The organism is Streptomyces sp. NPDC006643 (assembly GCF_042870175.1).
Lineage (GTDB): Bacteria > Actinomycetota > Actinomycetes > Streptomycetales > Streptomycetaceae > Streptomyces.
Genome location: NZ_JBIAHA010000017.1, coordinates 21,699 through 35,821 on the forward strand (window position 1 = coordinate 21,699; position 14,123 = coordinate 35,821).

General features: G+C 72.3%; 12 protein-coding genes. All 12 read left to right on the forward strand.

Annotation, left to right across the window (positions count from 1 at the left end; all coding sequences use genetic code 11):
* Positions 1–50: 50 nt before the first annotated feature.
* Positions 51–677 carry an NUDIX hydrolase gene (locus ACFYNU_RS22950; protein ID WP_356588290.1) on the forward strand — a complete coding sequence of 209 codons (627 nt, stop codon included), beginning with the start codon at positions 51–53 and terminating at the stop codon, positions 675–677.
* A gap of 1,440 nt (positions 678–2,117) precedes the next feature.
* A complete protein-coding gene (locus ACFYNU_RS22955; protein WP_356588292.1) occupies positions 2,118–4,118 on the forward strand; it encodes a tetratricopeptide repeat protein in 2,001 nt (666 codons plus the stop codon).
* Positions 4,119–4,260: 142 nt separating this feature from the next.
* Entirely contained in the window at positions 4,261–5,376 is a 1,116-nt protein-coding gene (ald, locus tag ACFYNU_RS22960) for an alanine dehydrogenase (RefSeq protein ID WP_356588575.1), read from the forward strand.
* A 378-nt stretch (positions 5,377–5,754) separates the two neighbouring features.
* The gene (locus ACFYNU_RS22965) at positions 5,755–6,870 is read left to right on the forward strand and encodes a ParA family protein (RefSeq protein WP_388767109.1); all 1,116 of its coding nucleotides are present in this window, start codon (positions 5,755–5,757) and stop codon (positions 6,868–6,870) included.
* Positions 6,855–7,451 carry a hypothetical protein gene (locus ACFYNU_RS22970; protein ID WP_356588296.1) on the forward strand — a complete coding sequence of 199 codons (597 nt, stop codon included), beginning with the start codon at positions 6,855–6,857 and terminating at the stop codon, positions 7,449–7,451. Before ACFYNU_RS22965 ends, ACFYNU_RS22970 begins: the two co-directional genes overlap by 16 nt.
* A gap of 45 nt (positions 7,452–7,496) precedes the next feature.
* On the forward strand, positions 7,497–8,660 hold the full coding sequence (locus tag ACFYNU_RS22975) for a segregation/condensation protein A (RefSeq protein WP_356588298.1): 1,164 nt from the start codon (positions 7,497–7,499) through the stop codon (positions 8,658–8,660).
* Complete coding sequence (gene scpB, locus ACFYNU_RS22980; RefSeq protein WP_356588300.1) at positions 8,657–9,292, forward strand: SMC-Scp complex subunit ScpB; 636 nt, start codon at positions 8,657–8,659, stop codon at positions 9,290–9,292. The genes ACFYNU_RS22975 and scpB overlap by 4 nt, the downstream gene beginning before the upstream one ends.
* The gene (locus tag ACFYNU_RS22985) at positions 9,292–10,488 is read left to right on the forward strand and encodes a pseudouridine synthase (RefSeq protein ID WP_356588302.1); all 1,197 of its coding nucleotides are present in this window, start codon (positions 9,292–9,294) and stop codon (positions 10,486–10,488) included. The genes scpB and ACFYNU_RS22985 overlap by 1 nt, the downstream gene beginning before the upstream one ends.
* A gap of 122 nt (positions 10,489–10,610) precedes the next feature.
* A complete protein-coding gene (gene pnuC / locus ACFYNU_RS22990; protein ID WP_356588304.1) occupies positions 10,611–11,264 on the forward strand; it encodes a nicotinamide riboside transporter PnuC in 654 nt (217 codons plus the stop codon).
* Complete coding sequence (locus ACFYNU_RS22995; RefSeq protein WP_356588306.1) at positions 11,261–12,343, forward strand: AAA family ATPase; 1,083 nt, start codon at positions 11,261–11,263, stop codon at positions 12,341–12,343. Before pnuC ends, ACFYNU_RS22995 begins: the two co-directional genes overlap by 4 nt.
* Positions 12,340–13,095 (forward strand): NUDIX domain-containing protein, encoded by a 756-nt coding sequence (locus ACFYNU_RS23000; protein WP_356588308.1) that lies wholly within the window; start codon positions 12,340–12,342, stop codon positions 13,093–13,095. Before ACFYNU_RS22995 ends, ACFYNU_RS23000 begins: the two co-directional genes overlap by 4 nt.
* On the forward strand, positions 13,092–14,123 hold the full coding sequence (locus tag ACFYNU_RS23005; RefSeq protein WP_356588310.1) for an ADP-ribosylglycohydrolase family protein: 1,032 nt from the start codon (positions 13,092–13,094) through the stop codon (positions 14,121–14,123). The genes ACFYNU_RS23000 and ACFYNU_RS23005 overlap by 4 nt, the downstream gene beginning before the upstream one ends.

A 14,123-nucleotide genomic window follows, 5' to 3' on the forward strand; every position in this document is an offset into this window, starting at 1 on the left:
ATCCGTACCTCGGTCTTTCACTGTCCGGGCGTGTGCGGAGGTAGGTTTCGATGACGATCAAGGACACCCCCGAGGAGTGGCGGATCACTGCCACGACGACGCCGTTCCGGGGCAACAAGACCAGCGTCCGTACGGACGACGTGGTCATGCCCGACGGATCCGTCGTGCGCCGCGACTACCAGGTGCACCCTGGTTCGGTCGCGATCCTCGCCCTGGACGACTCGGACCGTGTGCTGGTCCTGCGTCAGTACCGGCACCCCGTACGCCAGAAGCTGTGGGAGATCCCGGCGGGCCTGCTCGACATCCCCGGTGAGAACCCGCTGCACGCGGCGCAGCGGGAGCTGTACGAGGAGGCCCACGTCAAGGCGGAGGACTGGCGGGTGCTGACGGACGTCTACACGACGCCGGGCGGCTGCGACGAGTCCGTACGGATCTTCCTGGCGCGCGACCTGTCGGAGGCGGAGGGCGAGCGCTTCGACGTCTCCGAGGAGGAGGCGGACATGGAGCAGGCGCGGGTGCCGCTGACGGAGCTGGTACGGGGCGTACTCGCGGGCGAGCTGCACAACAACGCGCTCGTTGTGGGCGCGATGTCGCTGACGGCGGCGCTGGCGGGGGACGGGCTGGACGCGCTGCGTCCGGCGGACGCGGAGTGGCCGGCGCGGCCGTTTGTGGCGTGACGCCGTACGGCCGTGCGGTGGTGCGGGCGTGTGGTGGTGCGGTGGTCCGGTAGGACGAACTGCTGATCCGATTGGGGGATTTGCGGCCGCGCCCCACCAGGTCCGTCGCGGAGCGTGAACTAGGCTCGAATCACCCGCGCGGACACCCGCCGGGCTCGACTCGTGCGCACCCCGCCGACGGGCAGGGGAAGGAGCGTGGCCGTGACGGACCAGGCGGTGGACTTGGACGGCGGCCCTGCGAGGTCGCACGGCGCGGAGGAGCCGTCTGACGCTCCGTCAGCCGCCGCTCCGGAAGCTCCTGAGCCGCCCCGTCGCCGGGGCACCCGCGCCCGCCCGGCGGCGGACTCGGCCGCGGCCGACGCCGACGCCGACGTCAAGAAACCTGCGTCGCGCCGTGGCACGGCCGCCGCCGGCGGGGCGAGTACGGCACGCAAGAAGCCGGCCTCGCGCGCCGCCGCGAAGCGGGAGAACACCGAAACGTCGACGGGTGCCCGCAGGTCGCGCGCTGATGGCGAGGAGCCCGCCGCGCGCAAGAAGTCCGCCCCGCGCACCACGAGGACGCGCGCCGCGCGAGAGGGCGCTGAGGTGCCTGCGAGCCCGTCGGACGCACCAACTGCCGCCCAGGTCTCGGCGGCAGTGGCGCCGGGCGGGGACGGTGCGGCTGTCGCTGACGGGGAACCTGGACGGGAGGCCGACGGAGCGTCAGCAAGCCTGCCGGACACCGTCCGTGCGTCGGTGAAACGCCGCCGTCCGGTCGCGGAGCGCCCGGAGGCCGACGCGCCGACCACTGCCCGCAGGACGCGAGGTGAGAGCGATGAGCCCGCTCCACCCGGCGACACGATGTACGCGGGCTCGCCGGGTGGGGGTGTGGACGAGGTGGCTGAGGTCCGGTCGGATGTTGACGCCGGGGGCGAGGAGTCCGGCTCGCGCCGTGGCGGGGTTGTCGCTGACGGGGCATCCGAGGGGGAGAGGGGTGAAGGGCAGGTGGGTTCGCGCCCGGTCCCGGAGCCGTCGGAGTCCGGCTCGCGCCCTGGGCCGGTTGTCGCTGACGGGGCGAGCACTTTAAGTAGGGATTCTGCGTCGCGTAGCCCCTGGCGGCGGGCCGCTGATGTGGCGCCCGAGCACGAGGGGGGCGAAGGGCAGGCAGGCCCGCGCCCGGCCCCGGAGCCGCCAAGGTCCGGCTCGCGCCGTGGCCCGGTTGTCGCCGACGGGGCGTCCGAGCGCGAGGGGGGCGAAGAGCAGGCGGGTCCGCGCCCGGCCCCGGAGCCGGCCAGGTCCGGCTCGCGCCGTGGCCCGGTTGTCGCCGACGAGGTGGGTCCTTCGAGTAAGGATTCCGGCTCGCGCCCTGACCCCGTTGCCGCCCGCAGGAGTACGGCTTCGCGCGGTGCCGGGGCGTCGGGTGGTGGCGAAGGGCGGGGCGCGGCGGCGGTCGCCGCCCCGATGCGGGTGGGGCCCCCCGAGCCCGCCCGGTGGTTCTTCGGGCGGCAGCGGGAGTTGAAGGCCCTGCACGGGGACATCGAGCGGGTCGGGCTCAACACCATGGCCGGGCGTGGCGCCGCGCACACCCGGGTGCTGCTCATCGCCGGGCAGAGCGGTTCCGGGCGGACCGCGCTGGCGCGGGAGTTGGCGCGGCAGGTGGCGCGGCGGTATCCCGACGGCGTGCTGCACATCCGGCTCACGGAGCCCGGCGGGGAGCCCGTACCCGTCGAGCGGACCGCGCGTGATCTCCTCGGCGGGTTCGGCATCGACGTGCCGCCCGGCGCCGGTGAGGACGAGCTGTCCGACATGGTGCGTGAGGCGCTGGCCGTACGACGTGTCCTGCTGCTCCTCGACGACGCCCACGACGCCGAGCAGGTCGACCTTCTGCTCCCCGAGAACCCGGACTGCCTCGTCGTCGCCGTGGCGCGCGGCCCCCTCACCGGCATCCCCGACATCCGCCCGTGCACCATCGGCGGCCTGGACGCCAAGGCCGCGATGGAACTGCTCGGCACCTTCACCGGATCCGTACGGATCACCGTCGACCCGCAGGCCGCCGAGTCCCTCGCCGAGGAGTGCGGCGGGCAGCCCGCCGCGATCGCCCTCGTCGGCGGCTGGCTCGCCACCCACCCCAGGGTCTCGGTCGCCGACGTCGCCAAGCGGCTGCGCACCGTCCCCGAGGACCTCGGACAACCGCAGGGGGCCCGCCCGTTGGCCCGCGCCTTCCGGTTCGTGTACGAGGACCTGCCGCCGTCCACCGCCGGGATGCTGCGCCTGCTGTCCCTCGCCCCGGCCGGGCTCGCCGACGCCCACACCGCCTCCGCGCTGGCCGGCTGTTCCGTCTCCGCCGCCGGGGCCGCCCTGGACGACCTCGCCGCGCTGAGCCTGCTCCGTCAGACGGGGGAGCAGTACGAGATCCCCGGCGCCCTCGCCCCCCTGACGCGCGCGCTGATGGCGGCGAAGGACCGGCCCTCCGAGGTGCAGCTCGCCAGGGCCCGGATGCTGGAGCGGACCGTGCGGCTGCTCCAGTCCTGCCGCGCCGTGACCGAGCCCGACGGTTCCCCGGCCCGTAAGAAGCTCGCCGCGCTGCCCCGCGCCGTGCGTTTCGAGACCGCGCGGGCCGCCGCCGACTGGCTGGCCTCCCGCAGGCCCGCCCTTCTCGCGTCGGCCCGGCTCGCCGTGGCGGACGGCGGGCTGGACACCCTCGCCCGCAGGCTTGTCTCGGCCCTGGTCCGGGCGCTGGCCGCGCACCAGGGCACGGACGCCGCCGCGCCGGACCTGTACGGGCTCCACCAGCTGGTCCTCGGTGTCGCCGAGCGCCAGGGCCTGCACCGGGAGGAGGCCGCCGCGCTGCTCAACATCGGCGATCTGGACGCCCGGTCGGGCCGTACGTACGACGCGCTGGCCCGCTACCGGTCCGCGCTGGACGCCGGACGGGCCGCGAACGACCACTACGCCACCGGCCGCGCGATGGAATCCGTGGGCGGCGCCTACCAGGAGCTTCAGGACTGGCACCGCGCCGCCGACTGGTACGGCCGCGCCCTCGGGCAGCGGCTGAGCCGGGGCGAGCGGGCCGACGAGGCGAGGCTGTACGGACGGCTGGGCACCGTGCACACCTACGCGGGCCGCTACGGCGAGGCGCTGCGCCACTGGCGCGCCGCCGCGGCCGGTTTCCGCAGGCTCCAGGACCTCCCCGGCCAGGCGCGCGCGCTCAGCGAGGCGGCCAGGGTCCAGGAGTACGCGGGCCGTCCCGAGGAGTCGCTGCACACCTGCCAGGAGGCCGTGGAGTACGCCCGGCTGGCCGGCGACACCCGGCTCCAGGCCGCGCTGGAGCTGCGGCTCGCGGACACTCTGGACCGCCTCGGCGACCCGACGGCGGCCCGGCTGCACCGCCACGCCTCCGATCGACTGCTCGGAACGGACTCCTCCACCTACGAAATCCGTAGCACCTCGGCTGAAGGTTGATGCTTTGCAAGGCTAGACAGCTGGAAGTCCTTCATTAGACTGGCTCTGTCGTAACCGGCAACGATGCCTTCCGATGCGCCGTGCGCGTATGGGTTTGGGGGGCATTGCCCGAGTAACCCCTGAGCCAAGGACCGTGATCACCGTGCTCGTCGGCATCCCCCGCGAGGTCAAGAACAACGAGTTCCGGGTGGCCATCACCCCCGCCGGAGTGCACGAGCTCGTGCGCCACGGTCATCAGGTCGTCATCGAGCGGGACGCCGGCGCCGGCTCCTCGATCACGGACACCGAGTTCATCGCCGCCGGCGCCCGGATCCTGCCCACCGCCGACGAGGTCTGGGCCACGGCCGACCTCGTGCTGAAGGTCAAGGAGCCCATCGCCGAGGAGTACCACCGCCTCCGCAAGGACCAGACCCTCTTCACGTATCTGCATCTCGCCGCCTCCCGCGAGTGCACCGACGCCCTGCTGAAGTCCCGCACCACCGCCATCGCGTACGAGACCGTCGAGACCGCGAACCGCCGTCTCCCGCTGCTCGCCCCGATGTCCGAGGTCGCGGGCCGGCTGGCCCCCCAGGTCGGCGCGTACCACCTGATGCGCTCGGTCGGCGGCCGTGGTGTGCTGCCCGGCGGCGTGCCCGGTACGGCTCCGGGCCGCGCCGTCGTCATCGGCGGCGGCGTCTCCGGCTGGAGCGCCACCCAGATCGCCGTCGGCATGGGCTTCCATGTGACCCTGCTCGACCGGGACATCGACAAGCTGCGCGAGGCCGACAAGATCTTCGGCACGAAGGTGCAGACCATCGTCTCCAACGCGTACGAACTGGAGCGCGCGGTCGTCGAGGCGGACCTCGTCGTCGGAGCCGTACTGATCCCCGGAGCGAAGGCGCCGAAGTTGGTCACCAACGCGCTCGTGGCCAAGATGAAGCCCGGAAGTGTACTTGTCGACATTGCAATCGATCAGGGTGGTTGCTTCGAGGATTCGCACCCCACCACCCACGCCGAGCCGACCTTCCGGATCCACGACTCGGTCTTCTACTGCGTCGCCAACATGCCGGGCGCCGTGCCGAACACCTCGACCTACGCCCTGACCAACGCCACGCTTCCCTACATCGTGGCGCTGGCCAACCTCGGCTGGACCGAGGCGCTGCGCCGTGACCCGGCGCTCGCCAAGGGCCTCAACACCCATGACGGGCAGGTCACTTACGGTTCCGTGGCCGAGGCCCACGGCCTTCCGCACACCGAACTGGCCACCGTTCTGGCCTGACCCGTCAACGGCGTCCGTCAACCTCGCGCCCCCGGCCGGATCTTGCTCGGCAAGGTCCGGCCGGCTGTGTGTCCCACCACTTCCGGGCCCGCGCTCAACTCGCCTCGAACGTAACCCTTTAACCCTTATCGACCCGTGTGGAATGCCTCGACGGAGGGCCGCGCGCCCTTGACACAAGGGTGTTCGGTTGCCGACACATCGGGCCGGGTCCGGCGGATTGTGTTGCTGCGGAGTGGTGACACGCCATAGAGTCGCCAACCGTCGGCATGGTGCCACGCTGACCTATCGATAAGTTTCCTGGTCACGTCCAAGGAGGTAAGACGACTTGTGAATGAGTCGACATTTACTCCCGGGGGTGGTCAACCAGGAATGCCTGCGATGAGCCACCAGAGCCCGTCGTCCGGGCTAGAGGCCGTCGGCTCCGTCGCTGTCCGCACCTTCACGACCCACCAGCACATGACGACAGCCCACCAGACGATGGACGGCCAACACGTGAACGCCATGGCCGGCAACGAGAGTGGCCGAGAGTCCACCCACTTCGCCGACTTCGACGAGGTGCCCGAGGGGCACTTCTACGACCCCGACGCCGAGTACGAGCCCGACCCCGAGTACGCGGCCACCCTCGCCCCCGACGCCGCCCGCCAGCGCCGCGAGCGAATCGGCCCGACCGGGCGTCCCCTGCCGTACTTCCCGATCCCCGGCCCGGTCACCGACCACGGCCCCGCGAAGATCATCGCGATGTGCAACCAGAAGGGCGGCGTCGGCAAGACCACGTCGACCATCAACCTGGGCGCCGCGCTCGCGGAGTACGGACGGCGGGTGCTGCTCGTCGACTTCGACCCGCAGGGCGCACTGTCCGTCGGTCTCGGCGTCAACCCGATGGAGCTCGACCTCACGGTCTACAACCTGCTCATGGAGCGGGGCATGTCGGCCGACGAGGTGCTCCTGAAGACCGCCGTGCCCAACATGGACCTGCTCCCGAGCAACATCGACCTCTCGGCCGCCGAGGTGCAGCTGGTGAGCGAGGTGGCGCGGGAGTCCACGCTCCAGCGGGCGCTCAAGCCGCTGATGCAGGACTACGACTACATCGTGATCGACTGCCAGCCGTCGCTCGGTCTGCTGACCGTCAACGCGCTGACCGCCGCGCACAAGGTGATCGTCCCGCTGGAGTGCGAGTTCTTCGCGCTGCGCGGCGTGGCCCTGCTCACCGAGACCATCGAGAAGGTCCAGGAGCGGCTCAACCCGGAGCTGGAACTCGACGGCATCCTCGCCACGATGTACGACTCCCGCACGGTGCACAGCCGCGAGGTCCTGGCGCGGGTCGTCGAGGCCTTCGACGACCACGTCTACCACACGGTGATCGGCCGGACCGTGCGCTTCCCGGAGACCACGGTCGCCGGTGAGCCCATCACCACCTACGCCTCCAACTCCGTCGGCGCCGCCGCCTACCGCCAGCTCGCCAGGGAGGTGCTCGCCCGGTGTCACGCCGAGTGAGTCTGCCCGGGGCCGACGAGCTGTTCCGTACGACCGGGGGCATGGCGCTCCAGGCTTCCTCACCGGGCGACCGGCGGCGTACCGCGAACGGCGAGCCGCGGGTCCCGGCACCGGCAGGGGAGAGCGACCAGGGCGCCGAACAGCCGGCAGCCGCGAAGTCGGCGGCACCGGCATCGGCCCAGGAGCACTCGGCGACCGACGCGGACTCGTCGGCGACGTCCCGCAGCCGTACGCCCGAGAAGGAGCAGCAGCGCCGCCCGCAGGGGTCGCAGGACGGCGGCGGCAGCGGCGGTGGCGGTGGCACGCCCACCGTCGGCCAGCAGGGCGGCCAGCGCCGCCGGGGGGGCCGCGGGGCCAACCGCCGTCCCAGCGGCCGCGAACGGCACGACGAGAAGATCACGGTCTACGTCTCCGCCGAGGAGCTGATGGACCTGGAGCACGCGCGTCTGGTGCTGCGCGGCGAGCACGGGCTGGCCGTGGACCGTGGACGGATCGTCCGCGAGGCGGTCGCCGTGGTCCTCGCCGACCTGGAGTCGCGCGGCGACGCGAGCATCCTCGTACGGCGCCTGCGCGGGCGCTGAAGGTAGCCTCGGCGGACCCGTCCCCTCCGCCCGCCAGGACCCGCCATGCCGCCGACCGACGACTCCACAGCCCGCTCGCCCCGCCGCGCGCTGGGGCGCGGGCCGGGGACGGGCGGCGCGGCGGCGGAGCCGGTGGTGCCGGTCGCGGTGGAGCCCGTGGCCGTGGAGCCCGTCGAGCCGCCGCCGGTGGAGCCCGAGCCTGAGGCCGTCCGCGTACCGGGGCCCGCAGTCGAGCCGGAGCCCGGACCCGTACCCCTACCCGACGCGGAGTCCGCGCCCGAGCCGGAGCCCGGACCCGTACCCGAGACGGAGCCCGCAGCTGAGCCGGACCCCGAAGCCGAACCCGCCCCGGACCCCGAACCCGCGCCCGACGACGGGCGGTTCACCGTTCGGCTCGCGAACTTCGAGGGGCCGTTCGATCTGCTTCTCCAGCTCATCTCGAAGCACAAGATGGACGTCACCGAGGTCGCGCTCTCCAAGGTCACCGACGAGTTCATGGTGCACATCCGCGCCATGGGCCCCGACTGGGATCTCGACCAGACCACCGAGTTCCTGGTCGTCGCGGCGACGCTCCTCGATCTGAAGGCCGCGCGCCTGCTGCCGTCCGCCGAGGTGGAGGACGAGGGCGACCTGGCGCTGCTGGAGGCCAGGGACCTGCTCTTCGCCCGGCTGCTCCAGTACCGCGCGTACAAGCAGATCGCCGAGATCTTCAGCGCCCGGCTGGACTCCGAGTCGCGGCGCTACCCCCGTACCGTCGGCCTGGAACCGCACCACGCCGCGCTGCTCCCCGAGGTCGTCATCAGCATCGGCGCCGAGGGTTTCGCCAGACTCGCGGTCAAGGCGATGCAGCCCAAGCCCAAGCCGCAGGTGTACATCGACCACATCCACGCGCCGCTCGTCTCCGTCCAGGAGCAGGCGGGGATCGTCGTGGCGATGTTGCGCGCGGCCGGCGAGGTGAGTTTCGCGACACTCGCCGAGGACGCCCCGGACACGCTCACCGTCGTGGCGCGCTTCCTCGCGCTGCTGGAGCTCTATCGGGAGAAGGCCGTCGCCCTGGACCAGGACGAGGCCCTGGGGCCGCTCACGGTGCGCTGGACGGGCGGGGAGGACGACGAGGCGCCGCGGGTGACGGACGAGTTCGACCGTCCGCCGGAGCCCGTGACGGACGACAAGCACAACAGCCGGGACAGCGGCGAGGAGAAGGCGTGAGCGAGCAGCGTACGGTCGCCGACCTCGATCTGAAGCCCGCCCTGGAGGCGGTCCTCATGGTCGTCGACGAGCCCGCGACCGAGGAACACCTGGCCAAGGTGCTGGACCGGCCGCGCCGGGCCGTCGCCGACGCGCTGCGGGCGCTGGCCGACGAGTACACCGTCGCGGGGCGCGGATTCGAACTGCGGCTCGTCGCGGGCGGCTGGCGTTTCTACTCGCGGGCCGAGTACGCGGAGGCCGTCGAGGGCTTCGTGCTCGACGGCCAGCAGGCCCGGCTCACCCAGGCCGCCCTGGAGACCCTGGCGGTCGTGGCGTACCGCCAGCCGGTCAGCCGTTCGCGGGTCTCGGCCGTACGCGGAGTGAACTGTGACGGGGTCATGCGGACCCTCCTCCAGCGCGGTCTGGTCGAGGAGGCGGGAGCGGAACCCGAAACAGGTGCGATCCTGTACAGGACGACGAACTATTTCCTGGAGCGGATGGGCCTGCGCGGTCTGGACGAGCTTCCGGAACTCGCGCCCTTCCTTCCGGAGGCGGACGCGATCGAGGCCGACACCCTGGAAGGCGTTCCGTCGTTCGATCCGGACGCACCGTACGCCCCGGACACTCACGCAGACGACAAGACGGACATTTGATGCGAAGCAACGGCAGGAACAGCGGAAGCGGCAGCGGCAACCGGAGCGGCGGTGGCGGCGGCCGGGGAGCCGCGGGCGGCAAACCCCAGTCGAGGACCGGCGGCGGTCGCGGCGGCAACGGGGGGAGCGCCGGGAGCCGGGGAAGCGGCGGTGGCGGCGCGCGGGACGACAAGCAGCCGAAGCGTGAGAGCAAGCCCCGTCCCGAGGAGCGCCGTTACGACGTCGGGCGCTCCGGCGGTCCCGGCGGTCCCGGTGGCGGCCAGGGCGGCTCCGCCGGCGGCGGCAGCCGTGGCGCCGCCGCACGCGGCGGTGCCAAGGGCGGCCCGAAGGCGCCGAGCGCGGCGGCCCAGCGCCGGATCCAGGGCAAGCCCGCGCGTCCGCGCGAGCTGGACGCGAAGATCGAGCAGCGCAATCGCGACCGGTACGCGGACAAGCCGGAGATCAGGACCCCCAGGACCAACCCGGGCGCCGAGCAGGAGGGCGAGCGGCTCCAGAAGATCCTCGCGCGGGCCGGCATGGGTTCGCGCCGGGCGTGCGAGGAGCTGATCGAGCAGGCGCGCGTCGAGGTCAACGGCGAGATCGTCATGGAGCAGGGCATGCGGGTCGACCCGCACCGCGACGAGATCAAGGTCGACGGTCTGACCGTCGCCACGCAGTCGCATCTCTTCTTCGCGCTGAACAAGCCCGCCGGTGTCGTCTCCACGATGGGCGACCCGGACGGCCGGCAGAATCTGGGCGACTACGTCACCAACCGCGAGACCCGGCTCTTCCATGTGGGCCGGCTGGACACCGAGACCGAGGGCATCATCCTCCTCACCAACCACGGTGAGCTGGCCCACCGCCTCACCCACCCGCGGTACGGCGTGAAGAAGACGTATCTCGCCGCCGTCCAGGGCCCGTTGCCGCGCGATCTGGGCAAGCGGCTCAAGGACGGGATCCAGTTGGAGGACGGCTACGCCCGCGCCGACCACTTCCGCGTCGTGGAGAACACCGGGAAGAACTACCTGGTCGAGGTGGTCCTCCACGAGGGCCGCAAGCACATCGTGCGCCGGATGCTCTCCGAGGCGGGCTTCCCGGTCGAGCGGCTGGTCCGGACGGCGTTCGGGCCGATCCCGCTGGGCGACCAGAAGTCCGGCTGGCTGCGGCGTCTCACCAACACGGAGGTCGGCATGCTGATGAAGGAAGTCGGTCTGTAGGAAGTCCCGCGGACCCCTGGTCCCGTTCGAAGAAAGCCCGTGGCCCGAAGGCCGCGGGCTTTTCTGCTTGTGGCGCGGCCCCGTTCGCCTTTATAGTCAGTATGACCATTAAGGAGGCGGGCGTGAGTCTCGCGGATTTTCTCGACCCGTTGCAGCAGCCGCTGGTGACCGTTCTCGACACCCCGGTGAGCTGGACCGAGGTGCTCGGCTTCGGCAGCGGCGCGCTCTGTGTCTGGCTCGTCGCCCGCCAGCACCTCGCCAACTGGCCCATCGGCATCGCCAACAACCTCTTCTTCATCCTGCTGTTCACCCAGGCCGGCCTGTACGCCGACGCCGGGTTGCAGGTCGTCTTCATCGCCCTCGCCGTGTACGGCTGGTGGACCTGGACCCACGGGGGTGGACCAGGCTCGCCGTCTCTGCCGGTGCGACGCACCACGCGCACCGAGTGGGGCTGGCTGCTCGCGGCGGGGGCGGTGGGAACTCTCGGACTGACGCTGCTCCTCGACCACCAGACCTCATCGACGGTCCCGTTCTGGGACGCCGTCACCACCGCCCTGTCGCTGATGGCGACGTACGGGCAGTGCCGGAAGCGGCTGGAGTCGTGGTGGCTGTGGATCGCGGCGGACATCGTCTACATCCCGCTGTACGCGCACAAGGAGCTGTATCTGACATCGATCCTGTACGTGGGCTTCCTGACTCTGTGCGTCATCGGACTGCGCAACTGGTCGCGCGACCTCGACGGCCGGCCCGCCACGCCGCTGGGGGTCGCGGCATGAGCGCGGCGTACGGACACGGCCTGGTCCTCGGCAAGTTCTATCCGCCGCACACGGGCCACCACCACCTCGTACGGACCGCACGCGCCCGCTGCGAACGGCTCACCGTCCTCGTCTGCGCCGCCTCCGTCGAATCGGTGCCGCTCGCCGACCGCGTCGCCTGGATGCGCGAGGTCCACCCGGACGTCCGGGTCGTGGGCGCCGTCGACGACACCCGGATGGATCTGCGCGACCCCGCCATCTGGGACGCGCACATGGCGGTCTTCCGCGCGGCCGTCCCCGAGCCCGTGGACGCCGTCTTCACCTCGGAGTCGTACGGGGACGAACTCGCCCGCCGCTTCGGCGCCGTGTCCGTCCTCGTGGACCCGGACCGCACGCTCCACCCCGTGTCGGGGACCGAGGTCCGCAAGGACCCGGCCCGCTGCTGGGACTTCCTCGCCCCGCCCGTCCGGGCCGCGCTCACCCGCCGTGTCGTGGTGCTCGGCGCCGAGTCCACCGGCACCACCACCCTCGCGCTGGCGCTCGCCGAGCACTACCGGGCGCGCGGCGGTGTGTGGGCCCGTACGCGCTACGTCCCCGAGTACGGACGGGAGTTCAGCGAGCACAAGCTCGCCGCGCTGCGCGAGAGATGGCCCGGCGCGCAGTGGGAGGACGTCGAATTCACCACCGAGGACTTCCCGTTGATCGCCCGGCGGCAGAACGCGTCGGAGGAGGAGGCCGCCCGCGCCGGCTCGCCGGTCCTCATCTGCGACACCGACTCCTTCGCCACCACCGTCTGGCACGAGCGGTACGTCGGCGGCCGTAACCCGGAGGTCGAGGAGGTCGCCGACCGGGCGCCGCACCATCTGTGGCTGCTCACCGGCCACGAGGGCGTCGCCTTCGAGGACGACGGGCTGCGCGACGGCGAGGAGCTGCGGCCCTGGATGACCGGCCGCTTCAAGGACGAACTGGCGCGCACGGGGCGGAAGTACCTCACGCTCGAAGGACCGCCCGAGAGACGGCTCACCGACGCGGTGGCCGCCGTGGACGGACTGCTCGACCAGGGCTGGTACTTCGCCGCACCCCTGCCGGAGAACAGATGAGCCACGCCCGGCAGCCCCGTGTGCCCGAGGACTACGACCCCGCCGACTTCGCGCCGTTCGCCGTCACCGTCGACCTCGCCGTCTTCACGGTCCGCGAGAACCAGCTCCATGTCCTGCTCGTCGAACGCGGCGAGGAGCCGTACCTGGGCCACTGGGCGCTCCCCGGCGGCTTCGTACGGCCCCGGGAGTCCGCCGGGCAGGCGGCGCGGCGTGAACTCGCCGAGGAGACCGGCCTGTCGCCGGACACCGTCGCCGGACTGCGGCCCGAGCAACTGCGTACGTACAGCGACCCGGACCGCGACCCCCGGATGCGGGTCGTCTCCGTCGCGTACACCGCGCTCCTGCCCGACCTTCCCGAACCGCGTGGCGGCGGCGATGCCACGCAGGCCCGCTGGACCCGCTACGACGAAGGCGGACTCGGCCGGCTCGCCTTCGACCACGGCCGGATCCTCGCCGACGGCCGGCGCCGGATCGGTGCCAAGCTCGAATACACCTGCCTCGCCACGGCGTTCTGCCCGCACGAGTTCACCCTCGGCGAGCTTCAGCAGGTGTACGAGACGGTCTGGGGCGTGACCCTGGACCGGCCCAACTTCCGCCGCAAGGTGCTCACTTCACCCGGCTTCGTCGAACCGGTCGAAGGCCCGCCGCGCCGCACCGGGGGCCGGGGCAAACCGGCCGCCCTCTACCGCGCGGGCACCGCCACCGCGCTCCACCCGCCGCTGCTCCGACCGGAAGGACGCACCACCTCATGACCTCATCGGCCTCCTCGCGGACCACCGTCAAAAGTGCCGCCACCGGCGCCCTGACCGGGCTCGCGCTCGGTGACGCCCTCGGCTTTCCCACCGAGTTCAACGACGTGCCGTCGATCCTCGCCAAGTTCGGCCCCTGGCGGGAGATCCCCCTGCTGAAGCCCGCGACCGTCAGCGACGACACCCAGATGACGCTCGCGCTCGGCCGGGGCCTGCGCACCGCCATGGCGGCGGGCCCGCTCGGAGCGCGGACCCTGGAGCCGCCGGTGCGCGAGGAGTTCGTGGCCTGGTACCACGACCCGCAGAACAACCGCGCCCCCGGCAACACCTGTCTGACGGCCTGTCGGCTCCTCGACGGCGACCGGCCCTGGCAGCAGGCGAGCCAGGTCGGCTCCAAGGGCTGCGGCGCCAACATGCGCGTCGCCCCCGTCGGACTCGCCCCCGGCCTCAGCGCCGAACAGCGGTCGGGCGCCGCCCAGTTGCAGTCCGCCCTCACCCACGGCCACCCCACCGCCCTCGCCGCCTCCGACCTCACGGCCCACGCGGTGCATCTGCTGGCCCGGGGGACCGAGCCGACGGGCCTCGTCGGGCTGCTGCGCAGCTACGCGTACGAGAACCGCTCCCGCTACCACCACAGCTGGCTCGGCGACCTGTGGACCCACAGCCAGGACCCGACACCCGAGCACTTCGTCGAGCGGGGCTGGGACGAGTGCCTGGCCGTGCTCGAACGGCTCGGGCAGGCTCTGCGTACACCGTCGCCCGAGACCGACCCGTGCCTGGCGACCGGCGACGGCTGGATCGCCGAGGAGGCGTTCGCCACCGGGCTGCTCTGCTTCCTGCTCTTTCCCGAGGAGCCGGTCACGGCGCTGCGCCGGGCCGCCTGTACCAAGGGCGACTCGGACTCGATAGCCTGCCTGACAGGCGCGTTCGCGGGCGCGCACCTCGGTGCGGGCGCCTGGCCGAAGGAGTGGGCGGACCGGATCGAGTACCGCGAGGACCTGCTGGAACTGGGGGCACTCTGGGACGCTTGA